The organism is Amycolatopsis sp. NPDC004169 (assembly GCF_040610315.1).
Classification (GTDB): Bacteria; Actinomycetota; Actinomycetes; order Mycobacteriales; family Pseudonocardiaceae; genus Amycolatopsis.
The window spans coordinates 1-22149 of record NZ_JBEXMD010000071.1; the positions used below are offsets into that span (position 1 = coordinate 1).

Annotated in this window: 21 protein-coding genes and 1 pseudogene; 9 read left to right on the plus strand and 13 right to left on the minus strand. The window is 71.8% G+C overall.

Annotated elements, in window-relative coordinates:
- Nucleotides 1-186: 186 nt before the first annotated feature.
- Nucleotides 187-1108, minus strand: a pseudogene (locus ABZX11_RS45995) (IS5 family transposase).
- Nucleotides 1109-1131: 23 nt separating this feature from the next.
- Nucleotides 1132-1530 (minus strand): hypothetical protein, encoded by a 399-nt coding sequence (locus ABZX11_RS46000; protein ID WP_176171215.1) that lies wholly within the window; start codon nucleotides 1528-1530, stop codon nucleotides 1132-1134.
- Nucleotides 1531-1837: 307 nt separating this feature from the next.
- On the opposite strand from ABZX11_RS46000, the gene ABZX11_RS46005 reads away from it, so the two are divergent.
- Entirely contained in the window at nucleotides 1838-2794 is a 957-nt protein-coding gene (locus ABZX11_RS46005) for a glycoside hydrolase family 6 protein (protein ID WP_176171216.1), read from the plus strand.
- Here the strand turns inward: ABZX11_RS46005 and ABZX11_RS46010 are convergent.
- On the minus strand, nucleotides 2781-4136 hold the full coding sequence (locus ABZX11_RS46010) for a tannase/feruloyl esterase family alpha/beta hydrolase (protein WP_354925114.1): 1356 nt from the start codon (nucleotides 4134-4136) through the stop codon (nucleotides 2781-2783). The genes ABZX11_RS46005 and ABZX11_RS46010 overlap by 14 nt on opposite strands.
- Nucleotides 4137-4310: 174 nt before the next feature.
- On the opposite strand from ABZX11_RS46010, the gene ABZX11_RS46015 reads away from it, so the two are divergent.
- A complete protein-coding gene (locus ABZX11_RS46015) occupies nucleotides 4311-5576 on the plus strand; it encodes a PHB depolymerase family esterase (protein ID WP_354925116.1) in 1266 nt (421 codons plus the stop codon).
- On the plus strand, nucleotides 5555-6517 hold the full coding sequence (locus ABZX11_RS46020; RefSeq protein WP_354925118.1) for a hypothetical protein: 963 nt from the start codon (nucleotides 5555-5557) through the stop codon (nucleotides 6515-6517). Before ABZX11_RS46015 ends, ABZX11_RS46020 begins: the two co-directional genes overlap by 22 nt.
- A gap of 106 nt (nucleotides 6518-6623) precedes the next feature.
- Here ABZX11_RS46020 and ABZX11_RS46025 read toward each other — a convergent pair whose 3' ends face one another.
- From ABZX11_RS46025 to ABZX11_RS46055, 7 genes are all read right to left on the minus strand, one after another.
- Nucleotides 6624-8858 (minus strand): TOMM precursor leader peptide-binding protein, encoded by a 2235-nt coding sequence (locus ABZX11_RS46025; RefSeq protein ID WP_354925120.1) that lies wholly within the window; start codon nucleotides 8856-8858, stop codon nucleotides 6624-6626.
- Entirely contained in the window at nucleotides 8855-9148 is a 294-nt protein-coding gene (locus ABZX11_RS46030) for a hypothetical protein (protein WP_354925122.1), read from the minus strand. Before ABZX11_RS46030 ends, ABZX11_RS46025 begins: the two co-directional genes overlap by 4 nt.
- A gap of 160 nt (nucleotides 9149-9308) precedes the next feature.
- Entirely contained in the window at nucleotides 9309-11162 is a 1854-nt protein-coding gene (locus ABZX11_RS46035) for a GAF domain-containing protein (RefSeq protein ID WP_176171220.1), read from the minus strand.
- Nucleotide 11163: 1 nt separating this feature from the next.
- Nucleotides 11164-12489, minus strand: a complete 1326-nt coding sequence (locus ABZX11_RS46040; RefSeq protein ID WP_354925124.1) for an MFS transporter — start codon at nucleotides 12487-12489, stop codon at nucleotides 11164-11166.
- Between the two features lie 36 nt (nucleotides 12490-12525).
- Nucleotides 12526-13275, minus strand: a complete 750-nt coding sequence (locus ABZX11_RS46045) for a 3-hydroxybutyrate dehydrogenase (protein WP_354925126.1) — start codon at nucleotides 13273-13275, stop codon at nucleotides 12526-12528.
- A 49-nt stretch (nucleotides 13276-13324) separates the two neighbouring features.
- A complete protein-coding gene (locus tag ABZX11_RS46050; RefSeq protein WP_354925128.1) occupies nucleotides 13325-13513 on the minus strand; it encodes a DUF397 domain-containing protein in 189 nt (62 codons plus the stop codon).
- Nucleotides 13506-14342: a helix-turn-helix transcriptional regulator gene (locus ABZX11_RS46055; RefSeq protein ID WP_354925130.1), complete on the minus strand. Its 837-nt coding sequence runs from the start codon at nucleotides 14340-14342 to the stop codon at nucleotides 13506-13508. The genes ABZX11_RS46050 and ABZX11_RS46055 overlap by 8 nt, the downstream gene beginning before the upstream one ends.
- Before the next feature lie 87 nt (nucleotides 14343-14429).
- Here ABZX11_RS46055 and ABZX11_RS46060 point away from each other — a divergent pair, with 87 nt between their 5' ends.
- The gene (locus ABZX11_RS46060) at nucleotides 14430-14870 is read left to right on the plus strand and encodes a hypothetical protein (RefSeq protein WP_176171224.1); all 441 of its coding nucleotides are present in this window, start codon (nucleotides 14430-14432) and stop codon (nucleotides 14868-14870) included.
- On the opposite strand, the gene ABZX11_RS46065 is transcribed toward ABZX11_RS46060, so the two are convergent.
- Nucleotides 14824-15216 carry a VOC family protein gene (locus ABZX11_RS46065; protein WP_354925132.1) on the minus strand — a complete coding sequence of 131 codons (393 nt, stop codon included), beginning with the start codon at nucleotides 15214-15216 and terminating at the stop codon, nucleotides 14824-14826. The two genes, ABZX11_RS46060 and ABZX11_RS46065, sit on opposite strands and share 47 nt — an antisense overlap.
- A 96-nt stretch (nucleotides 15217-15312) precedes the next feature.
- On the opposite strand from ABZX11_RS46065, the gene ABZX11_RS46070 reads away from it, so the two are divergent.
- The 4 genes from ABZX11_RS46070 (at nucleotide 15313) to ABZX11_RS46085 (ending at nucleotide 19481) form a co-directional block, all read left to right on the plus strand.
- Nucleotides 15313-15852: a toll/interleukin-1 receptor domain-containing protein gene (locus ABZX11_RS46070; RefSeq protein WP_354925134.1), complete on the plus strand. Its 540-nt coding sequence runs from the start codon at nucleotides 15313-15315 to the stop codon at nucleotides 15850-15852.
- 55 nt (nucleotides 15853-15907) lie between these two features.
- Entirely contained in the window at nucleotides 15908-16846 is a 939-nt protein-coding gene (locus ABZX11_RS46075) for a WYL domain-containing protein (RefSeq protein ID WP_354925136.1), read from the plus strand.
- Between the two features lie 305 nt (nucleotides 16847-17151).
- The gene (locus tag ABZX11_RS46080; protein ID WP_176171228.1) at nucleotides 17152-19218 is read left to right on the plus strand and encodes an AMP-binding protein; all 2067 of its coding nucleotides are present in this window, start codon (nucleotides 17152-17154) and stop codon (nucleotides 19216-19218) included.
- Nucleotides 19218-19481: a hypothetical protein gene (locus tag ABZX11_RS46085; RefSeq protein WP_176171229.1), complete on the plus strand. Its 264-nt coding sequence runs from the start codon at nucleotides 19218-19220 to the stop codon at nucleotides 19479-19481. The genes ABZX11_RS46080 and ABZX11_RS46085 overlap by 1 nt, the downstream gene beginning before the upstream one ends.
- Here the strand turns inward: ABZX11_RS46085 and ABZX11_RS46090 are convergent.
- Together ABZX11_RS46090 and ABZX11_RS46095 are read right to left on the minus strand one after the other, a co-directional pair.
- Nucleotides 19466-20065 carry a GyrI-like domain-containing protein gene (locus ABZX11_RS46090; protein ID WP_354925139.1) on the minus strand — a complete coding sequence of 200 codons (600 nt, stop codon included), beginning with the start codon at nucleotides 20063-20065 and terminating at the stop codon, nucleotides 19466-19468. The genes ABZX11_RS46085 and ABZX11_RS46090 overlap by 16 nt on opposite strands.
- Nucleotides 20065-20568: a PadR family transcriptional regulator gene (locus ABZX11_RS46095; protein WP_354925141.1), complete on the minus strand. Its 504-nt coding sequence runs from the start codon at nucleotides 20566-20568 to the stop codon at nucleotides 20065-20067. Before ABZX11_RS46095 ends, ABZX11_RS46090 begins: the two co-directional genes overlap by 1 nt.
- A gap of 103 nt (nucleotides 20569-20671) precedes the next feature.
- Here ABZX11_RS46095 and ABZX11_RS46100 point away from each other — a divergent pair, with 103 nt between their 5' ends.
- Nucleotides 20672-21979 (plus strand): SWIM zinc finger family protein, encoded by a 1308-nt coding sequence (locus tag ABZX11_RS46100; RefSeq protein ID WP_354925159.1) that lies wholly within the window; start codon nucleotides 20672-20674, stop codon nucleotides 21977-21979.
- Nucleotides 21980-22149: the final 170 nt, after the last annotated feature.

Consider the following 22149-nt stretch of genomic DNA (forward strand, 5'->3'; position numbering starts at 1 on the left):
TGAGAAGGGTGTTCAGGTCTGTCGTCACAAACGGATCTTGAACACCCTTCGCCCGTCTCCGGTCACCACCCAGACTTACGCATTACTCGTCTAGGGCATGCTCTCGACGCGGCCGTTGCTTTTGTCCTTCGCCCACCGAAGCATGATCGACCTGGCCACCCTGCTCCTCCGGCTTTGCGGACACCCCTAGGGCGTGTCTGACAATGCTTTGGTCCAAGTGATCGCGGCGTGCAGGACGACCGCTGATCGGTAGACGATGGCCAACTTGTCGTAGCGAGTGGCCAAGCCACGCCATTGTTTGAGCAGGTTGAACTGTCGTTCGACCACGTTGCGGCCGCGGTAGTCGACCGCATCGAAGGCAGGTGGGCGGCCGCCGCGGGAACCGCGGCGTTTGCGGTGCCCGGCCTGATCAGCGGGCTCGGGGATCACTGCGACGATGCCGCGGGCGCGCAGATGCCCGCGGATCGCCCGCGAGGAATAGGCCTTATCGCCGCGAACCCGATCGGGCCGGGTGCGGGCCCGACCACGCCCGGCCCGGCGGATGCGCAGATGCCGCATCAGATGCGGGAACATCGGTGCGTCCCCGGCCTGGCCAGGACCGACCAAGGCCACCAGTGGCCGGCCGTTGCCGTCGACGAGGTGGTGCACCTTGGTGCTCCAGCCGCCGCGGGAACGGCCGATCGCGTGGTCAGGCGACTCGGTCAGCAGATCCGTGTAGTTCGACCCAGCCCCCTGTGGGACGGGTGATGTTGGTGGCGTGCTGATGCGCCCGGGCGATCGTGGAATCGATCGACACCGACCAGTCCACCAGGCCAGCCGCATCCGCGTGGGTGAGCAGGCGTTGCAGCACGGTGTCCCAGATGCCGTCACCGGCCATCCGGCGATGCCAGGTCCAGATCGTCTGCCACGGACCGAACACCGCCGGCACATCCCGCCAGGGGATCCCGCACCGATACCGGTAGATGATCCCCTCGACCATCGCCCGCGCATCCGAGAACGGACGACCACGCTGACCGGTCCGGACCGGAAGCAAGTCCTCGATCAACGCCCACTGAGCATCGGAGAGCAACTGAAACCGCGACACGACCAGCAGCATCCCAGCAACCAGCCGGAACCTTTGTCAGACACGCCCTAGTCCAGCTTGCGCAGGCCGTCCAGGATCCGGCGCATCAGGTCCGTGTCCGGCGGCGCGAACGCGAACCGCGGCGCGAGCCCGGCCGCCGCCGGGGCCGGGGGTGGGAGGATGCCAGCCACCCGGCTCGGCAGGCGGGTCAGGGGTGGTTCGCGGCGGGTCTGGGCCGGGATCGGCAGGGTCGGGAGGGCGACGGTGCCGGCGTCGGCCAGCTTCCGGGCGGCCACCTCACGGCGCAGGCGCGACTGGATCCCGGCCACGGTGAAGTCCGGCTCCGGGTCGGGAGCTTCCGGGGCGCGGCGCGGCCGCCGTTCCAGGCTGATCGCCCAGGCCGCCGCGGCGAACGCCGGCAACAGCACCCCGGCGACGATCGCGAGGCCCGGCAGGTCGACGGCCATCAGGCGGCCCCTGGCGCAGGTAGGAGCATGACGTTCACTTCCGGACGGACGGTTCTTCCGCAGCATGATCGACACCTGGATATTCGGGTTTAACGAATTTTCACGGACCCCGAACTCATCATGAATGACGGCCGACGCTCCCGCAAGCGGCCGAACGGGGACGACCGTCCGGCCGGTGAAACTGCAGCTCAGGGCGGGTTTCGCGGCGGCTGGACCGCGCCCTTCACTCAGTAGTACGGCTGCGGGTTCGATCCGGTTCACCGCTTTTTTGTACGATTCGTGTACGGCTCGGCGGCAAACTGCGGAAATGCGCACCCAGACCTGGCTCGTGGCCGCCGCACTGGCCCTCACCGGGCTCGCCCCCGCCGCCCCGGCCCTCGCCGCGGACGGCAGCCCGCTCGAGAAGACGAACGGCTTCTACGTCGACCCGGACTCGAACCCGGCGGTGTGGGTCCGCGACCACCCGGGCGACAGCCTCGCCGGTCCGATCCGGACGTCGATCGCGACCAAGCCCACCGCCCGCTGGTTCGGCAACTGGAGCGGGGACATCCGGGCGGCGGTCGACTCTTACACCTACACCGCCGACCTCGCCGACAAGCTGCCCGTCCTGGTCGCCTACAACATCCCCGGCCGCGACTGCGGCGGCGAGTCGACCGGCGGCGCGGGCAGCCCGCAGGCCTACCGCGACTGGATCTCCGCGTTCGCCGACGGCATCGGCGGCAAGCCGGCCGTCGTGATCATCGAGCCGGACGCGCTGGCCCAGCTCGACTGCCTGCCCGGTGACGCCCGCCAGACGCGCGTCGACCTGCTGAAGTTCGCCGCGACGCAGTTCGCGCAGAAGGCACCGAACACCTGGGCCTACCTGGACGGCGGCAACGCCACCTGGATCCCGGCCGCGACGATGGCCGCGCGCCTGCAGCAGGTGGGCGTGCAGTCCGTCCACGGCTTCGCGCTCAACGTGTCCAACTTCGCCACCACGGCCGAGTCGACGGCCTACGGCAAGGCCGTCGGCTCGGCACTGGGTTACCCGGCCCCCTTCGTGGTCGACACCAGCCGCAACGGCGCCGGCCACGGCACGGACTCCGAGTGGTGCAACCCGCCGAAGCGCAAGCTGGGTGCGACATCCCAGCTCGGCGGCGGCCCGGAGATGCAGCTGTGGATCAAGGTCCCCGGCGACTCCGACGGCAGCTGCGGCTACGGCTCGGGCATCCCGGCGGGGACGTTCAGCCCGGTGCTGGCCGGCCACCTGATCAAGGGCGACTGACCAGGTCGCACGCCTTCGCCAGCTCCGACGGCGTCGCACCGGCGGGGCGGGCGATCGTCGCCGAGGCCGGGGGACGCACCCCGCGCAGCCACCCGCCGAGGGCGTCGAACGCGGTGCGGAAGCACGGGCCCAGCGGGCGCAGCCGGTCCGGGTAGGCGTCCACGAGCCCGTCGACGTGGTTGCCGCCCTCGATCCGGTAGTAGCGGTGCAGCGCGCCGCGGCCCGAATCGCGGATCATCCGGTCGTAGACGTCGGAGTCGCGCGTGATCGGCAGCAGCGTGTCCAGGGTGCCGTGCAGTGTCAGCAGCGGCTTGCCGATCCGCCCGGTCAGCGAAATCCGCTCGACCACCCGCGCCACCGAAGGCGGCCGGGACGCATACGCGTAGTCCGCGTCGCAGGACGGCGTTCCCGAAGCGCAGAACGGCACCCCCGCTTGCCCGGCGCCGTCGAACGACGGGTCGACCTCTTCGCGGTAGATCCGCTGGGTCAGGTCCCAGTAGACGCGGTAGTGGTAGTCCCACAGGAACTCCGAGCCCGGCGCGAACCCGGCGTCCAAAATGGACTGGTGGGCCGCCTCCGAGCCGGCGGCGTACGCCGGGTACGCGCGCAGCGCCGGCGGCAGGAACGTCAGCAGGTTCGGCCCGTCGGCCCGCCACAGCGTCCCTTCCCAGTCGACACCGCCGTCGTAGAGCCACGGCCGGTTCTCCAGCTGCCACCGCACGAGGTACCCGCCGTTGGAGAGCCCGGCGGCGAGGGTCTTCGCGACCGGACGGCCGTAGTGCCGGGCCGCGGCCGAACGCGCGGCGAGCGTCAGCTGCGTGACACGGGAATTCCACTCCGCCAGCGCGTCTCCCGGGCGGACGCCGTCGGTGAAGAACTCCGCGCCGGTGTTGCCCTTGTCGGTGGCGGCGAACGCGTAGCCCTCGGTCAGCGCCTGGTCGCCGATGGCGCGGTCGTTCGCGTACTGGCGCCGGACGCCGGGCGCGCCGGAGACGACCAGGCCGCCGTTCCACCGGTCCGGCAGGCGCAGCACGAACTGCGCGTCGTGGTTCCAGCCGTGGTTGGTGTTCGCCGTCGAGGAGTCCGGGAAGTACCCGTCGACCTGGACGCCGGGCACCGCACCGAAGGTGGGCAGGCCCGCCGACGTCAGCCCGGCCCAGTCCGCTTGGACGGTGTGCCCGGACGCGAGCGTCCCGGTCGTGGTCAGGTCGTCCAGGCAGGCGGCCACGGACAGCTCGGCACCGGGCACCCGGACCGAGCAGTCCTCGCCCGCGGCGGACGCCGACGCCGGCAGCGCTGCCGTGAGCGCTCCCGCCAGAACCCAAGCCAGCCAACCCCGCACGGTTCACCTCCGGTCGTCGATGACCACCCCAGCCAAGCGGGTGCCGTGCCGGGGAGCCATCCCGGCGGTCACCATGAATCGGCGAGCCGATGTGGTGGACGGCCACATGGTCTCCGGCCGAGCGGCCGTCTTAACGTCACTGGGGACCCTCTCAACGACGAGAAGGAACTCACCATGCGCAAGCTCGCTTTCGCCGGCCTCGCCGCGATCACCGCCGCCGTGCTCACCACCGTCGGGGTGGCCGCCGCCGATCCGCCGCCGTCGTCCCTCGTCCAGATCTCCTCCTTCGGCGCCAATCCCGGCAACCTGGCGATGTACACCTACACCCCGGCCGGGCTCGGGACGGGCCGTCCGGTGGTCGTCGCGCTGCACGGCTGCACGCAGAGCGCCGCCGACTACTACGCCCACTCCGGCTGGCCCGAGCTGGCCGACCGCTGGCGGTTCGAGGTCGTGTTCCCGCAGACGTCCACGGCGAACAACTCGCTGAAGTGCTTCACCTGGTTCGATCCCGCCGACGACACGCGCGGCAACGGCGAAGCGGCGTCGATCCGGTCCATGGTGGACAAGGCGGTCGCCGACCACGGCTCGGACACCTCACGCGTGTTCGTCACGGGGTTGTCGGCCGGCGGCGGGATGGCGGCCGACCTGCTCGCCGCGTACCCGGACGTCTTCGCAGGCGGCGGCATCAACGCCGGCCTTCCGGCGCAGTGCGCCACGAGCCTCACGCAGGCGTCGGGCTGCCAGCAGAACGACCAGCGCCTGACCCCGGCGCAGTGGGCGGCGAAGGTCACCGCGCAGAACCCCGGCCACGGCGGTCCGTGGCCCCGCGTGGCGATCTGGCAGGGCACGGGTGATTACACGGTCTACCCGGTCAACGGCACGGAGTTGCGCGACCAGTGGACAGCGGTGCACGGCGTCTCCCAGACGCCGACGAGCACGCAGTCCCTGCCCGGCGGCACGACGTTGACGAACTACGGCGGCAAGGTCCAGCTGTATTCGATCGCGGGCATGGGCCACGGCACGGCGGTCGACCCGGGCACCGGAACGACGCAGTGCGGCAGCACCGGCGCGTACTTCCTGGCCGGCATCTGTTCCAGCTACTACACGGGCGTGTTCTTCGGGCTGGACGGCGGATCAGGCACGCCGACGACCACCCCGACAACCGTGCCGACGACGACCAGCACACCGGCGGGCACCTGCGTGAGCGCCAGCAACTACGCCCACACGCAGGCGGGCCGCGCCCACCAGAGCGGCGGCCAGACGTACGCGAACGGCTCGAACCAGGCGATGGGGCTGTGGAACACGTTCACCGTGCACGCACTGCGGGAGACCTCCCCGGGGTACTGGGTCCTCGCCGACGGGCAGTGTCAGGGCGGAACTCGCTTGTCGTCCGAGATCAGGACAGGCATCCTCGACCGGTGGAGTGGACCGACGACCTGACTGTGCGCGTGGCCCGTGGAACGTCGATGGGAGGCCTTGTCTCGTACCTGCGAGCGGCGCCCGCGCAGGGGGTGCCCCGTCGCGACGTCCTTGCCGTCCTGACCGAACGGTTCGCGCTGCCGTTCGATGATGCACGGCTCGCCATGGACCGCGTCGCGGGCGGAGCTGTTCGTGCTGCGTCCGGCAATCCCGCCAACGAGCCGGATCCCGTCAAGGACCCGCTGGCCTGGCTGTCCTACCGCCTCGAGCTCGGCCTCCCCGTTGACGACGATGCATCCGGGCCGTCTGTGGAAGAGCAGGCGGCCGCGGAGGCGCTCCTGGAGCGAGCGCGCCGTGGCGAGCCCACGCACGGCACGGAGGACGTCGCCGTGGCGCTCGAGGTCGCACGCTCGGCCGTCGCGTCCCAGGAGCCGGATCGCACACGCTTCCACCTCCTCATCGAAGCGGCGACGTCCCTATCGGTCGCGGCCGAAGCGTGCATCGCCCGCTTGGGGCAGCTGCCCTGTGCCCCGGAGGGATCCCAGGAATGGGTCGACGGTGTCGCACTCGCCGCGGCCGCCCGTCAGGTCACCGCGAAGTTCGCTGCCCAGCCCGATCCGCAGCTCGAAGAGCAGGGCCTCGGACTGGTGGGACGCATCGTCACCCGCCTGCTGGGCCAGTGCCACGCCTTCGTCGGCCGAGCGATGATCGAGTCGGCCCGCTGCACCCAGCGCAACGGCGATCCCGACCGGGCCGCCGATCACGCCGAGGCGGTACTCGCCGACTTCCAGGTCCTGCTCGACGAGTTCGAGGTCGACGCTCCGTTCGACGAGCACGTCATCGCCCTCGAGTACCTGTTGGCCGCCGTCGAGCTCATCATCGAGGTGCGAGGCGGTTCCCCCGAACTCGACGCCCTGCGCGACCGGACCCGGCTCGTGCTCGGCCGCTCATCGACGGACTGAGCCAGAAGCGAGGTGAGCTGCGAGTTCCGGCCTGTCCGAGGCGTACGGTCCCGATCCGCCCCGCGCCGGGGGGCTCCGCCACCCGGACCCCGCAAGACAGGCAGTGCTAGAGGAAGATCGGCATCGGGTTGAGGTCTTCGTAGGCGGTCGGCTCGGCCAGGCGGCCGAGCCGCACCGGCACGTCGTAGAGCCGGCCGGGTGCGAACCGCGCCCAGAAGCCACGCAGGCCGGGGACGATCACCTTGACCACGGGCAGGCCGATGTCGGGCCGCGTCTGGTCGAGCACGAACACCTCCAGCCCGGCCGCCTCGAGCCGGGCCTGCACCAGCCGGATGTCCGCCACCAGGTCGGGGGCGGAGAGGTCGTCGCCGGGACCCGCCGCGGGGCGCGCCGGGTCAGGCAACAGGTACGGCTCCGTGGCCACGGTCGCTTCCCGAAGCCAGCGCGCCGCGTCCGGGTCGTCGTCCCCGTCCCAGCCACCGAGGACGGCGGGCATCATCTGGTTCAGCTCGGTCAGCGCGCGCCTCAGCGCGACGGCCGGGTCGAGGTGCGCGCCGAACCCCATCATGATCGCCTCGGTGGGTCCGGTGGTCCGCCGGGACAGCGCGGCGTACACGGGCATCCCGAGGTCGGAGGTGACGTCCAGCACCCAGACCTCCCGGTCGAGACCGGCGTACACCGCGCGCAGCTCGGTGATCCACGGGTCGCCGAAGGCGTCGAGGTCGACCCCGGGTTGCCGGGTGCGGTTGTACCACCACAGCGCGACGGCGTCGCGTTCCACGACCTCCAGCATCCCCTGCAGGGTGGCGTCCTCCAGGGTGCCGCCCGCGGCGTTGCCGTTGGAGTCGGCGAACAGGGACACCGGCCCCGGTTCGGCGGGCACGCCGAAGTACAGCATCGCGGTCGGGAACAGCCGGTGTTCGCCGCGGGTGAGCGACCACACCGGCGTCCAGTCCAGTTCCGCGTCCTCGTCGAAGGGGTCGCAGACGAACTGGAACGGGCCGTGGCGGGCGTTTTCACGCGCCCGGCCGGCGTACTGGCGGGTGTGGAAGAGCTGGCAGCTGTCGGGGTGCACCGCCTTGTCGCCCAGCGAGCGGAAACTGGCCCGGACCCGGTCCTCGTCGCCGTCGTAGTGGCCGCTGTGCCGTTCGAGGGCCTCGCACAGCGCCCCCACCTCGGCCTGGATCGGGGTGACGCCCTTGCCGCCGTTCTCGCTCCGCAGCGCGGTGCGCAGCCGCTCGGCTCCGCGCCGGCCCAGTGCGATGTTCGGCCCGGAGCGGAACGACGTGAACAGGGCCGGTCCGCGCTCGTCGCGCCGCAGTTCCTTGACGACGCCGGTCAGCGGGCTGACCAGGTGCCGGTAGGTATCGAGGACCTGCTCGGGCGGCAGGGCGCGGTGCCCGCCGCCGGATGTGTGGGCCTTGGGGCGCGGCTCGAAGACCACGGGACGACGCGTCCGCTCGCGCACCAGTTCCGGGTTGCCGCAGGACGGGCACTGCGGGCGGGCGCGGACTTCGTGCCGTTCGCCGGCCAGGTCGCGGCTGTCGAACGTCCACAGTGTCCGTTGCCCCGGGTACCGCTGCCCGGCCAGCCACTTGACCGCTTCGAGGGCCACGAGGTTGAGCGCGGCCGTGTGGAGCGGGGCGAGCGTGACCGCCGGACGCGGCAGAGCACCGGACAACCCGAGTGCGTCCCGCACGTACGCCTCGGCGGGCCGGTTGCCCCACAGCCGCGTGGCCAGGCAGTGCCGGCACGGCCCCTCGCCGGGTGTGAAGAAGGGGCCGATCCACGGCCGCGCGCCGAGCGGCTTCGCCGGCAGCCACGGCCGTCCGGTCGCGCGGTGTTCGGCGTCCACTTCGGACAGGTAATCGGTCAGGTAGTCGTGGCACAGCACGACGGAGAGATCCGCCTCGGCGCTGCCGTCGACGACCGTGAGCCCGGCCGCGCGCAGCACATCGGCGGCGGGCGAACCGGGATCAGCGCCCAGGAGCGCAACCCGGCCGGCGGTCACTGCCGCACCGTCGGTCCCCATGGCGTCCCAGTAGGCCAGTTCGGCCGGGTCCGCGCCGGCTTCAGGAGGCGACGCCAGGCCGATCACGTGCGCGTCGGCGAGGCGGGCCAGCACGCCGGCGGCCTGCTCGGGCGGGACACCGTCGGGCAAGTCGCGCCGCACCGCGGCGAAGTCCCTGGTGCCGTCCAGCAACGGGACCAGGGACTCCAGGTGCGGGCCGGTCAGGGCCACGGCGCCGTCTTCGGACAGCACGTACACCGCGTCCCCGGGCACCACCGCGGTGCTCAGGTGCCGTTTGAACCCGACGCGCGGCTGGGCCGGATCGGTCACCCGGCGGCCGGAACCGGCTGCTCCGCCCGGCAAATCGTCGGACGCGCAGGCCGGTCCACCCGGCAGATCGAGCCCATCACCGGCTGCTCGACCCGGCAGACCGAGGCCATCACCGGCTGCTCGACCCGGCAGACCGAGCCCTTCACCGGGTGTTCGCCCCGGCAGTAGCAGGTGCCGGGCGCCGAAGCCGCTCCCACCGACCAGCCGTCGAGCTGGTCGACCTGCAGTCCGGCCGGCTCGACCGCCTCGACGCCGAACGTCGCCTCGAGCACGCTGTTGAACTGATTCACCGGAACCCCCTCGATTCGGTTTCTCGTCAACTTCCACCGTGCCCGATCCTCGAGGGGATCCGATAGGGCCGGACGGGTTCCTTTGCGCCCGCCCGCGGGGCCGCCCGCGGGGGCGCCCCCCGTTTTCCACGCTACCGGAGACCACCGACAAAAACCGGGGTCAGCGCGCTCCGCCGAGCCGGTGCACCCGCAGTGCCAGCTGGATTTCCAGGGCCCGGTCCGGCGCCTGCCAGTCCTCCCCCAGCAGCGACGCCACCCGCTCCAGCCGCTGCACCACCGTGTTCACGTGGACGTGCAACACGTCCTTCGTCCGCGCCAGCTGCGAGCCGTTCGCGAAGTACGCCCGCAGCGTCGCCACCAGTTCCGTGCCGCGGCGCTCGTCGTAGTCCAGTACCGGTCCCAACGTCTGGCGGACGAACGCGTCCAGGTCCGCCCGGTCGCCGAGGAGCTGGCCGAGGAACCCCAGCCCCGCCATCGCCGCGCCTTCGCCCGTGCGGCCCAGTGCGAGCAGGGCCCGGACGCAGCGCGCCGCCTCCGCGTGGGCCTCCGCGATCGCCGACGGGCCGCTCGCCGGGCCCGCCGCGCCCACCGTGACCGGGCGGCCGGTGGCCGAGCCGAGGTCGGCCGCCACCCGGCGGGCCAGCTCGTCCGGATCTCCCTGCGCCAGCAACACGACCTCTTCGGCGTGCACCCCGACCAGCGTCGCGTGCCGGGCGGCCGCGCTCGCCACGCGACGGCGGGAGCCGCCGTCCGCGTGGGCCACCAGGACCGCGTGGGGCGCCGACAGGTCGATGCCCAGGCGGCGGCCGCGGGCCAGCAGGGCCCGCGGGTTGCGGCCGGGTGCGGTGAGCAGGTCGGTCAGCAGCTCGCCGCGGACCTCGTCTTCGGCGCGCACCACCGATCGCCGCAGCATCAGCAGCAGCGCCGTCACGACGCCGGCGCGCTCGAACAGCCGCCGGTCGGGGTTGCCGAGGCCGGGCCGGCCGGCCAGCACCAGGCTGCCGAGCAGTTCCGGGCCCGCCTGCACCGCGCACACCCAGTTGTCCTTTGTGGACACCGCACGCCCGGTGCTGCGGGCCGCGGCGAGCGCGTCCGGGTCGAGCGCCACCGGGGCCGCCGAGCTGGCCAGGAGCGTCCCGTCGGCGTCGTAGACCGTGAGGTTCCCGTGCAGCACGTCGGCGACCGCGGCGGCCACGTCGGGCAGGTCGCCCCCGCGCAGCACGAGGTCGGTCAGCCGGTCGTGCGCGTCCTCGGCGCGTTCCATCGTCGCGTTGGCCTCGTTGAGCTCCGCGACCGCGCGGCGGGTCTGGTCGAGCAGGTTCGCGTTGTCCAGCGCGATCGCCGCGTGGTCGGCGAGCGAAGAGAGCAGCGCGACCTCGTCGGCGGAGAACTCCCGGGTCGACCGGTCGGACGCGAACAGCACGCCGAGCACCTTCGGCCCGATGGCCAGTGGCACGCCGAGGATCGCGGTCAGCCCCTCGTCCGCGACGCCGGAGTCGATGTGCCGCGTGTGCTTGAACCGGTCGTCGTTGAAGTAGTCCGAAGTCGCGTACGGCCGCGCGGTCTGCGCGACCAGCCCGCCGAGCCCCTCGCCCATGCCCAGCACGATCTGCTGGAACTCCGCCGACACCGACCCGTCGCTGACCCGGACGTAGGTCTTGTTCTCGGCTTCGTGGTTGAGGCTCAGGTAGGAGACGTCGACGCCGAGCAGCGCCCGCGCCCGCCGGACGATCGAGCGCAGCACGGTGTCCGGGTCGGACAGCGCGGCGAGCTCGCTCGCGGTCTCGAACAGGGCGGTGAGCTGGGCTTCGCGCCGCCGGTGCTCGGCCAGGGTCTCGCGGATCCGCAGGGCCAGCTCGCCCGCGCTGGCCAATGCGGCCAGGTCGGCGGCGTCGAGGGCGCCCTCGGCCCTGGCGGCCACGACGACGTGCGCCAGCTGCTCGGTGCTCGCCCCGGAGGCGAGCAGGTCGAGCAGCCGGCGCAGCGCGTCCGAGGGTGCGGTCACGGCCGTCATGCTAGGGCGAAACGGCCGCCGGTTCCGCCGGAACGTCGTCGTGCAGCGACTCACCGCGGGTTTCGCGGGCCGCGAGCAGCGCGATCACGGTGATGACGCACATCGCCGCGACGTACAGCGACACCGGAACGGTGCTGTGCCACGCCGAGAACAACGCGACGGCGATCAGCGGCGCGACGGCCCCGGCGGCGATCGACGACAGCTGCCCGCCGACGGACAGGCCGGTGTAGCGCACCCGGGTCGGGAACTGCTCGGCGAAGAACGCGGCCTGCGGGCCGTACATCGCGCCGTGCAGCACCAGCCCGACAGTCGCGGCCAGCACGATCACCGCCGACGATTTCGTGTCCAGCAGCGCGAAGAACGCGAAGCCCCACAGGGCCATCCCGATCGCGCCGAACAGGTAGACCGGCCGCCGTCCGACGCGGTCGGACAGCGCACCCCACAGCGGGATCGTCACGAAGTGCACGGCCGAGCCGATCAGCACCGCGGTCAGGCCGACGCCCTTGGGCAGGTGCAGCCCGGTCGTGACGTACACCAGGATGAACGCGGTGATCACGTAGTACGAGACGTTCTCGGCCATCCGCGCGCCGATCGTGATGAGCACCTGCCGCCAGCTCTTGCGGAAGACGTCGACGACCGGGACGTGCTTTTCGGCCCGCGCCTCGGCCTGGCGCTGCGCGGCGAGGAACACCGGCGACTCGGCGACGGCCAGCCGGATCCACAGCCCGATCAGCAGCAGCACGCCCGAGAGCAGGAACGGAACGCGCCAGCCCCAGGACAGGAAGGTCGCGTCGGACTGCGTGGCCGAGAGGATCGCCAGGACGGCGGTGGCCAGCAGGTTGCCGCCGGGCGCGCCGCACTGCGGCCAGCTCGCCCAGAAGCCGCGGCGCCGGTCGTCACCGTGTTCGGAGACGATCAGGACGGCCCCGCCCCACTCCCCGCCGAGCGCGAACCCCTGGACCAGCCGCAGCAGCGTGAGCAGCAGCGGAGCCGCGACGCCCGCGGTCGCGTACGTCGGCAGGACGCCCATCAGGCAGGTCGAGCCACCCATCAGCACGAGGCTGACGACCAGCAGTTTCTTCCGGCCGAGCCGGTCGCCGAAGTGGCCGAAGACCAGGCCGCCGATCGGGCGGGCGAGGAACCCGACGGCGTAGGTCAGGAACGCCAGCAGCGTGCCGGTGAGCGGGTCCGCCGTCGGGAAGAACAGCTTGTTGAAGACGAGGGCGGCGGCCGAGGTGTAGAGGAAGAAGTCGTACCACTCGATGGTGGTGCCGATCAGGCTCGCGCCGACGATCTTGGCGATCGCCGACCGGTGGGGTTGGCTCACTGCGGGCTCCACTTCCTTGTGGGGTTTGGCGGGTGGTTACGCGGCGGTCCAGCCGCCGTCGAGGGGAACTGAGGCACCGGTGATGTGACCGGCGTGCGGCGAGCACAGCCACACCACCAGGGAAGCGACGTCTTCGGGTTCGATGAGCTTCTTGATCGCGGCCCGCTTGAGGAGCACCTCGGCGACGACGTCCTCACGCGGGATGTCGTGCTCGGCGGCCTGGGCGTCGATCTGCCCGTCGACCAGCGGGGTGCGCACGTACCCGGGGTTCACGCAGTTGCTGGTGACGCCGTGTTCGGCCCCTTCGAGCGCGGCGACCTTCGAGAGGCCTTCGAGCCCGTGCTTGGCGGCGACGTAAGCGGCTTTGAAGGCGGAGGCGCGCAGCCCGTGGACGCTCGACATGTTGACGATCCGCCCCCACCCCCGGGCGTACATGGCGGGGAGGGTGTGCCGGATCAGCAGGAAGGGAGCGGTGACCATCAGGGCCTGGATGCGCGTGAAGACCTCCGGCGGGAAGTCTTCCAGGGGGGCGACGTGCTGGATGCCGGCGTTGTTGACCAGCACGTCGACCTCGGCGGGCAGGGCGCCGATCGACGCGGGGTCGGTGAGGTCGGCGACGTGCGCCCAGCCGCCGACCTCGGCGGCGGCGGCCTCGGTCCGCTCCTCGTCGATGTCGACGACGTGCACCTTGGCCCCGGCCGCGGCGAGGGCGCGGACGCAGGCGAGGCCGATACCGCCCGCCCCGCCGGTCACGAGGGCGGTGCGCCCGTCCAGATCGCTGGTCATGGACGGGAACGGTAAGCGTGACGCCCGTCGCCAGCCATGTGTGCGCGAGCTACACCTCGGGAAGATCCAGTGTGGCCGGGCTACACAGTGCGGAGAGGAGGGCGTCCCACGATCGGGTGGAGATTTCGAGGGTGCCGCCGGAGCGGTCCTTGGTGTCGCGGATTTTTGCCGCAGGTCCGAGCGCCACTTCGACGCAGTTGATCTTTTCCGAATAGCGGGAAGTCCGCCACTCACTCATCCGAGCCTCCGAGTTCGGCGATCACCTCCCTGATCAGCGCGCAGCTGTCCGGCTCGCTCAGCGCAAGTGCCGCCAGGGACTTCGCGACCGACCGGTAGTCGGCCACCTGATCCTCAGCGTAGAGGTAGCCGCCTACCCGATATTGCTCGAGAAAGACGATCGGCGGCAGCTGCGGGAAGTCGAGGATCGTCAGCGGGCCGCAGTACCCCGGGTGGTAACTGTCGGTGCCGCGGAGCACCTGCAAGGTGATGTTCCGCCGCCGGGAAACCTGCAGCATGAGCTGCAGCTGCTCGACCATTACCGAAGGCTCGATGAAGGGCGGCCGCAGCACCGCCTCGCCGATGACCACGTGCAAAGAGGTCGGCCTCGGCCCGGAGAGCAAGTCCCGGCGCACCTGCCGCAGCAAGAGCAGCTTCTCGAGCTCATCGCCCACCACACCGAGGTCGCTCAGCACGGTCCGCGCATAGGCCGGAGTCTGCAGCAACCCGGGAACCAGCACCGGCTCCCACCCGAACACCTCACTCGCCTCGCGCTCGTAGAGGACGTAGATCCCGGTTTTCGAAGCCTCCAGCCAGCTCTCTTCGGTCGCGCCACGAGCCAGCTCCAGCAAGCGTTTCCGCTCCTCGGGCTCCACCACCAGCGCCCCCATGAGCAGCGCCACCTGCTCCACCTTGGGGATCCGCTTCCCGTACTCCCAGTTGGACAGCTCCTGCGCATGCACGCCGATCTTCCTGGCCAGCTGCCGCACGCCGAGGTTCCGCGCCTCCCGGCAGGTGCGCAGCCCGAACCCGAGCGCTCTCGCCCGGGGTGTCGCGAAGGGTGTCGCCATGACCGCATTGTGTCACCGGGGTCCGACATTTCCGCTCGCCCGCCCGTCGGCTGGTGTCGCGGATCCGCGTCGGTTTCGCTGGCCGTCATGGACCCGGACCACGCACTCCTGACCCGCATCCGCGACCTCGCCGAAACCCTCCCCGGCGACCTCGCCTGGCTGACCGGCCCGCCCCTGCGCGCGGACGGCCTGCGCGACCTCGGCGAGCGCCTGACCTGTCTCGGCGCCGACCTGATCAGCCGCGCGGGCGTCCTCGACGAGATCGCCGCCGCCCGCCTGCCGTCCCACGGCTGGATCCCCGAGTGCGGGCCGGACCCGCGCCGCCGGCTCGCGCACTACGTCGGCCGCGGCGAGGTGCGGCTCGGCCTGATCTACTTCGGCAGCTGCGGCGCGGGCTGCTTCCCCTTCTACGGCACCGATCCGGCGGGCAAGACCGAGCGGCACGTGCGGTGCGAGAAGTGCGTCAAGGAGGCGTATCGGCTCATGAGCGTTCCGCCAGTACCGCGAGATAGTGCACGTTCGTCATGATCCCGAGGACGTTGCCGAAGGGGTCGACGACGGAGGCCGTCACGAACCCGGGCCCGCGTTCGATGACCGGCTCGTACTCCTTGGCGCCCAGCTCGAGCAGGCGCGCGAAGGTCGCTTCGAGGTCGTCGACGTGCCAGCGGACGATCTCACCGCCCGGCTCGGTGTGGGTGAAGGGGGCGTACCTGCGGTCGATGATGCCGAGTTCGTGCTGGTAGTCGCCGACCTGGAACTCCGAGTAGCCCGGCACGTTGAAGTACGGCTCGATCCCCAGGAACTCGGTGTACCAGGCCTTCGCGGCCTCGTGGTCCTCGGCGTAGTAGGTGACGGTGGCCATCCCTCGCAGCATGTCCTGCTCCTCTCCAGCGGGTGGAGCCATCATGCCGAGCCAAAGTGCGCACCGAATGACTACTTTTCCCGGCCGGAACTGCTATCGTCTCCGACCATGCCGAGAACCGGCCCGGCACGGGTCTTCGTGTCGTACACCCACGATTCGCCCGCGCACAAAGGCCAGGTGCTCGCGTTCAGCGAGTTCCTCGTGCGCAACGGCGTCGACGTGACACTCGACCAGTGGCATCCGGGCCACCGGCAGGACTGGTACACGTGGGCCATCGGCGGCATCGAAGCCGCCGACCACGTCATCGTGATCGCCTCGGCGCGCTACCGCGAAGTCGCCGACGGCTACGCCCCGGCGGGCACCAACCTCGGCCTCCAGTCGGAAGCCGCGCTGCTGCGCGAAAAACTGCACACCGACCGGCCGGCGTGGACGCGGAAGATCCTCCCGGTCGTGCTGCCGGGCCACACGGCCGACGAGATCCCCCGGTTCCTGCAGCCGCGGACCGCCGACCACTACCCGGTCGCCGATTTCACCGTGGCGGGCTGCGAATCGCTCCTGCGCGTGCTGACCGCCCAACCGGCCCACGTCAAGCCGGCGCTGGGCGAACGCGTCCCGCACCTGCCACCGCGTTCGGCGAACCCGGCCTAGGGGTCCACAGTGGACCCCAGCGGAACGCCGGCCGTGACCGGGATCGGGTAGCCCCATGCGCGCCGACCGCCTGGTGGCCACCCTCCTGCTGATGCAGACGCGCGGCCGCGTCACCGCCGCCGAACTGGCCGCGGAGCTGGAAATCTCCGTCGCCACCGCGCGCCGCGACCTCGAAGCCCTCTCGGCGGCCGGCGTGCCCGTCTACCCCCAGCCCGGCCGCGGCGGTGGCTGGCAACTCGTCGGCGGCGCCCGGACCGACCTCTCCGGACTGAGCGCGCCCGAGGCCCAGGCGCTCTTCCTGCTGGCCGGCCCGGCCGCGGCCGGGGCGCCGGAGGTCAAGTCGGCCCTGCGGAAGCTGATGGGCGCGCTGCCGGGCACGTTCCGGGCGGACGCCGAGGCGGCCGCGGACGCGATCGTCGTCGACCAGGCCGGCTGGGGCGAGCGGCCGAAGGAACGGCCGCCGATGGTGGCACTGCTGCAGGACGCCGTCATCGCCCGGCGCCGGGTCCGCCTCGCCTACGCCGGCCGCGAGCGGTCGGAGCGGCTGGTGGACCCGTGGGGCCTGGTCGACAAGGACGAGGTCTGGTACCTGGTCGCGGGCACGGCGAAGGGCCGCCGCACCTTCCGCGTCGACCGGATCGTCTCGGCCGTCCCGACCGGCGAGCCCGCGGACCGCCCGTCGGACCTCGAGCTGGCGCGGGTGTGGCAGGAGGTCGTGGAAGAGGTGGAGAAGCGCCGCTCGCTGCTCAGCGCGGACGTGGTGCTCGCCCGCCGGCACTTCGAGGTGCTGCGGGACCGGTTCGGACGGCACTGCGAGCTGGTCGCCGAGCTGCCCGGCGACCGCGTCCGCGCGCGGGTCGCCGCCCCGGCGCCGGTGATGATCGCGCAGGAGCTGGCGGGCTGGGGCGCACTGGTGGAAGTGGAAGGCCCGGAGTCGGTGCAGGCCGAGCTCGCGCGGCTCGGCGCGGAACTGGTCGCCCGCTACGGAACGTGACCCTCGATCGGGTCGCCGCCCCTCGGCACCCATGTCGGAAATGCCCGATCTCGGTGCGGCGGGCGCCGCAATGTGCTCGCAGATCCCGCACCCGCCCTGGTCGGGCCCGCCGGAGGGCATGATCGGCACTATGCTCGGTGAACCCCGTTAATCGGTCTACATTGGACGCTCAGGGGTCATACTGGGAGTGTCCGTTACCGGCCGGTATCTGGCCGTTCGGAGTATCCCTGATCACCCGTTTGCTGCTACTGTGACGCCTCCGTGACCTGAACGTGCGTTCGGTGACACTTCGGTGAGGGCAGACAATGCGTGACGATGTGGTCGAGGCGAGTGCGGTCGTGGGGCACTCTCCCGATGTGGTGTGGCAGATCGTCGGATCGCCGGAATGGTATTCGCGGTTCGTGCCGGAGATCAGCTGGTGCGAGATCCAGGAGCCGGCCGGGCGCGGGCGTGGCCCGAAGGGCGCGGTCCGGATCGTCCCCGCGCGCGGACCGATGATCGAAACGCAGATGCAGGCGGTCGTCTACCGGCCGGGCGAGCACGTCGTGTGGTGCGGGATCCCCGACGAAGGCACCTGGGTTTCCCTCGAGCTGAGACCGCTGGCCGGCGGGAAGACCGAGCTGTTCGTGCGGATGATGCTGCCGCCGGCGTACCTGGACCTCGTCTCGTCGATCAAGAAGGACGTCCGCGCCCTCGGCCGTCGCCTCGACCTGCACCTGGCCGGGCAAGCCGACCCGGAAACCGACGGCGAGACCAACAAGGCCACCAAGCTGCGCACCACGAGCATCCTGCTGCGGGCCGGCGTGCTCAGTGCCGGCCGGCCGGACAAGCTGGCGCGCCAGCTGAACTCCCTCGCGCAGTGGGGCGCCACGGTCGCGGGCGGCTACCAGGCCGCGGCGGCCCGCGTCCCGGACGAGCCCGCCCTGCACGACGAGCGCAGCGCCCGCACCTTCCGCCAGGTCCAGGAGCGCAGCGACCGGCTCGCCAACGCGCTGAGCGAACTCGGCGTCGTCGAGCGCGACCGGATCGCGCTGATGTGCCGCAACCACGCCGCGATGATCGAGTCGTTCGTCGCCGCCAGCAAGCTCGGCGCCGACGTCATCCTGCTGAACACCGGCCTGTCCGCGGCCTCGGTCAAGGACGTCCTCGCCGAGCACCGGCCCGCGGCCGTGCTGGCCGACGACGAGTTCGCGCAGACCATCGCGAACGTGCCCGGCGACTTCGCCCGGATCAGCACCTGGCCGGACGCCGACGCCGGCTACCCGACCGTCGACGAGCTGATCCAGGCCGCGCCCGCCGACCGCCCGAAGCCGGTCGAGCGGCCGGGCCGGCTGATCGTGCTCACCTCCGGCACCACCGGGACGCCGAAGGGCGCCCGCCGTCCCACCCCGAAGGGCCTGGGCACCGCCGCGGCGATCCTCGACCGCATCCCGCTGCGCGCCGGCGACCGGCTGCTGGTGGCGGCACCGCTGTTCCACACCTGGGGCCTCGCCGCGATGCAGATCGGGATGGCGCTGCGGGCGTCGCTTTCGCTGACCCGCAAGTTCGACGCCGAAGAGACGTTGCGGACGATCGCCGAGCAGAAGTGCGACGCGCTGTTCGCGGTGCCGATCATGCTGCAGCGGATCCTGGACCTGCCGGAGCGGGTCCGCGCGCGCTACGACCTGTCGTCGCTGCGGATCGTGGCCAGCAGCGGCTCGGCGATGTCCGGGCCGTTCGTCACGCAGTTCATGGACACCTTCGGCGACGTCCTCTACAACTTCTACGGCTCGACCGAGGTGTCGTGGGCGAGCATCGCCGACCCGGCCGACCTGCGCGCCGCACCGACGACGGCAGGCCGCTGCCCGCTCGGCACGCGGCTGGCGATCCTGGACGAGGACCGCAAGCCGGTGCCCCCGGGTGGTGAAGGCCAGATCTTCGTGGGCAACGACATGCTGTTCGAGGGCTACACGAGCGGGACCGACCCGGCCCGCGCGGCGGACATGATGGCCAGCGGTGACGTCGGCTACCTGGACGCGGCGGGCCGCCTGTTCGTCACCGGCCGGGCCGACGAGATGATCGTCTCCGGCGGCGAGAACGTGTTCCCCCGCCCGGTGGAGGAGGCGCTGGTGGCGCTGCCGGGCGTGCACGACGCGGCGGTGGTCGGCGTGGCGGACGCGGAGTGGGGCCAGCGCCTGGCGGCGTACGTCGTCCCGCGGCGGGGCGCGTCGCTGCACGCGGAGGACATCCGCCAGTACATCCACCACCGCCTGGCCCGGTTCGCCGTGCCGCGGGACGTCTACTTCGTGCCGGACCTGCCGCGGAACGCGACGGGCAAGATCCTCAAGCGCCTCCTTCACGACGACACCTGGCCCGCGACCAGCGAATACTGATGCCCGAGCACACCCCGGACGGCCGGTACATCGTCGTGCACGGCCGCCGCTGGCGGGCGACGGACCCGGAGATCCCCGCCGACGTCCGCGACCGCCTGCAGAAGCACCTCATGGCGGCCCGGCGGGTGCAGGACCGCGCGCGCGTCCAGACGGCCAAGGTGGCGCTGGGCGAGCGCGGTGAGCCGTGGTGGGAGCAGACGCCCGAGCAACGCCGGGCACGCTGGGAACGCGGCCTGGCCGAGCTCGATCAGCCGACCGGCTGACGCAGGACCGTTCTCAGCTTCGCGGGTTCGACGCGCCGGGGGTCGCCGAGGTAGACCTCATGGTGCAGCCCGGTGAGCTTCAGCCCTTGCTCCACCACGTATTCGTCGTGCAGGCGGGCCAGGATCGGTCCCTCGTCGTCGTACGAGCCGATGTGGAGCACCTGCGCGCACCGGCCTTCGTGCCGCTTCTCGAATCGGACCGGCGCGTCGATCTTCTTCTTGCCCTGCACGGTTTTGCGCGCTTCCTCGACGGCCTCCTCATCGATCCACGGCGGTTGCGCGATGAGCATCGTCCACTGCCAGGAGTCCTTGGCGCGCACGGTGAAGGCCGCGTAGTCCTCGGCCCACCACAGGCCCTCCAGCGGGCCCACGACGAAGTCCTCACCACGCTGTTTCGCCGCCATCTTGATCGTGTACGCGAAGGCGTAGAGCGCTTCGACGGCCGTCTTGTAGCTCTCGGCCGTGTTCGGGTTGCCGCGGCCGTCGATCGCGAGGAACCGCTGCTCGGGCACGTCCACCAGCGCCCAGTCGGTGTTCTTCGGCGCGTACAGCTGCTTCAGGTCCTTCTTGAGGTCATACGGCATCAGGCCATTCCTCTCAGCCAGGCGGCTTCCGCTTCGAGCTGCTTGATGGAGTAGCCGAAGATCGCGCGGACGAACGGCGGCGCGTCGGCCCAGGCGGCCCGGCGTACTTCGGCGAGGCGTTCTTCGACGGCTTCGGCGCGCTGGGCCAGCGCGGCCGCGAGCCGGTCGGGCGGGATCACCGGGCTGTTGGCCAGGCCGACGAGCACCGGCGGGTGCACCGGCCGCAGCTGGGCGATGGCGGCTTCGGCGGCCGCCGCGCACGCCTCCCGGCCCGCTTCGGTGGCGGCGAACGTCTTCTTGGCCTTGGCGTGCGCGCGTTCACCCGCGACTTCGGCGACCAGGCCCTTGTCGCGGAGTTTGCCCAGGACGTAGTAGATCGAGCTGAAGCCGAGGGCGGTCCACTCGCGCATGCCGCGTTCGGACACGACTTCGTCCAGCTCGTAGCCGTGCCTCGGCCGCTCGACGACGAGGCCGAGCACGGTCAGTTCCGCGTCGGTCAGCACGGCAGTACTCTAGCACTGGAATAGTCGCCTTCGGAAATTGTCGGTGGGTGCTGGCATGCTTCACCACGTACCGGAAAGCGAGGGCGGACTAGTGGGGGGACAGGTGGTGACGGCGGTGCCGTGGACCGCGGAACGCGTGGCCGGGCTGGCGCCGGATCCCGCGTCGGAAAAGGCGGGCCGGGCGCTCGCCACGCCGGCGAGGTGGTCGGGCGCGGGTGCGTCCGAAGACGCCGTGTGGGGTTTCTGCCAGGGCAGTGGCAAGAAGCCGTACCAGACGTGCGTCGAGCTGGCCGAGCCCGCATTCCGGTGTTCGTGTCCCAGCCGGAAGTTCCCGTGCAAGCACGCGCTGGGGCTGTTGCTGCTCTGGGCGGCGGGCTCGCTGGACGTGGGCGAGCCGCCCGAATGGGTGCACACGTGGCTGGCCGAGCGCGCCGACCGTGCCCGGCGCGCGGAGAAACGCGCGGAGGCGGCGGGCCCGAAGGACGAAGAGGCGGCCGCGCGGCGAGCGGCGGACCGCGTGGCGCGCGTCGAAGGCGGCGTGGCGGAGCTGAAGGTCTGGCTCACCGACCGGATCGGTGCCGGTTTCGCGGGCTTCGAGCGCAACGGTGGCGAAGAGCTGCGCACGGTGGCGGCCCGGATGGTCGACGCCCAGGCATCGGGCCTGGCGGGCGGACTGCGCCGGGCAGCGGGGATCGTCGGCCGCCGCGACTGGCCGGAGGCACTGCTGGCCGAGCTGTCCCAGCTGTACTTGCTCGCCGACGCGGCAACGCGGCTGGAATCCCTGCCGCCGGCGTTGGCGGAGACGGTCCGCACCCGCCTCGGGTTTTCGGTGGAAACGGCCCGGGTGCTGGAAAGCGGCGAGCGCGTCGCGGACGACTGGCTGATCACGGGCGCGGCGGACGAGGAGAACGACCGCCTGCTCACCCGCCGCACGTGGTTGCGCGGCCTCGGCTCGGGCCGGGACGCGCTGGTGCTGTCGTTCGCGCCGCCGGGCCGTCCGCTGGACGCGTCGTTGCCCCCCGGCCACCGCTTGACGGCCGAGCTGGCGTACTACCCGGGCGCGGCGCCCATGCGGGCATTGGTAGCCGAGCGCGGAATCCCCCTCCCGGCCCCGGCGGCCGAGGGCGGTTCGATCGCGCAGGCCTTGGCGGCACACGCACAGGCGATGGCGGCGGACCCGTGGCTGGAGCGCTGGCCGGTGCTGCTGTCGGGGGTGACCCCGGCCGAACACGCGGGTGGCTGGTGTCTGTCCGAAAAGGACGGAACGGCGCTGCCGCTGGTGCCGTACGCGTTCCCGTGGTCGTTGCTGGCGTTGTCGGCGGGGAGGCCGTTGACGGTGGCGGGCGAGTGGAGCTCGTCCGGGCTCAGGCCGTTGACGTGCTGGCACGAGAACCGGGCGGTGCGGCTGTGAACCTCCGCGCAGGGATTCCGGTGCCCCGCCGCCCGAAGCCCGGCAGCACCGCCGCGCTCCCCCGCGCCCACCGAACCCGCCTCAGCGACTACGAACCACCGCACAACGATCCCGGCGCGCCGCAGCACACCCCGCCGCCCGAAGCCGGGCAGCACCGACCGCGCCTCAAC

What these genes read in the sequence shown, in the direction of transcription:
- ABZX11_RS46000 (WP_176171215.1), bottom strand. Translation starts at nt 1,530, where the DNA reads ATGGCCGTCGACCTGCCGGGCCTCGCGATCGTCGCCGGGGTGCTGTTG.
- ABZX11_RS46005 (WP_176171216.1), top strand. Translation starts at nt 1,838, where the DNA reads ATGCGCACCCAGACCTGGCTCGTGGCCGCCGCACTGGCCCTCACCGGG.
- ABZX11_RS46015 (WP_354925116.1), top strand. Translation starts at nt 4,311, where the DNA reads ATGCGCAAGCTCGCTTTCGCCGGCCTCGCCGCGATCACCGCCGCCGTG.
- ABZX11_RS46035 (WP_176171220.1), bottom strand. Translation starts at nt 11,162, where the DNA reads ATGACGGCCGTGACCGCACCCTCGGACGCGCTGCGCCGGCTGCTCGAC.
- ABZX11_RS46045 (WP_354925126.1), bottom strand. Translation starts at nt 13,275, where the DNA reads ATGACCAGCGATCTGGACGGGCGCACCGCCCTCGTGACCGGCGGGGCG.
- ABZX11_RS46050 (WP_354925128.1), bottom strand. Translation starts at nt 13,513, where the DNA reads ATGAGTGAGTGGCGGACTTCCCGCTATTCGGAAAAGATCAACTGCGTC.
- ABZX11_RS46055 (WP_354925130.1), bottom strand. Translation starts at nt 14,342, where the DNA reads ATGGCGACACCCTTCGCGACACCCCGGGCGAGAGCGCTCGGGTTCGGG.
- ABZX11_RS46060 (WP_176171224.1), top strand. Translation starts at nt 14,430, where the DNA reads ATGGACCCGGACCACGCACTCCTGACCCGCATCCGCGACCTCGCCGAA.
- ABZX11_RS46065 (WP_354925132.1), bottom strand. Translation starts at nt 15,216, where the DNA reads ATGCTGCGAGGGATGGCCACCGTCACCTACTACGCCGAGGACCACGAG.
- ABZX11_RS46070 (WP_354925134.1), top strand. Translation starts at nt 15,313, where the DNA reads ATGCCGAGAACCGGCCCGGCACGGGTCTTCGTGTCGTACACCCACGAT.
- ABZX11_RS46075 (WP_354925136.1), top strand. Translation starts at nt 15,908, where the DNA reads ATGCGCGCCGACCGCCTGGTGGCCACCCTCCTGCTGATGCAGACGCGC.
- ABZX11_RS46080 (WP_176171228.1), top strand. Translation starts at nt 17,152, where the DNA reads ATGCGTGACGATGTGGTCGAGGCGAGTGCGGTCGTGGGGCACTCTCCC.
- ABZX11_RS46085 (WP_176171229.1), top strand. Translation starts at nt 19,218, where the DNA reads ATGCCCGAGCACACCCCGGACGGCCGGTACATCGTCGTGCACGGCCGC.
- ABZX11_RS46090 (WP_354925139.1), bottom strand. Translation starts at nt 20,065, where the DNA reads ATGCCGTATGACCTCAAGAAGGACCTGAAGCAGCTGTACGCGCCGAAG.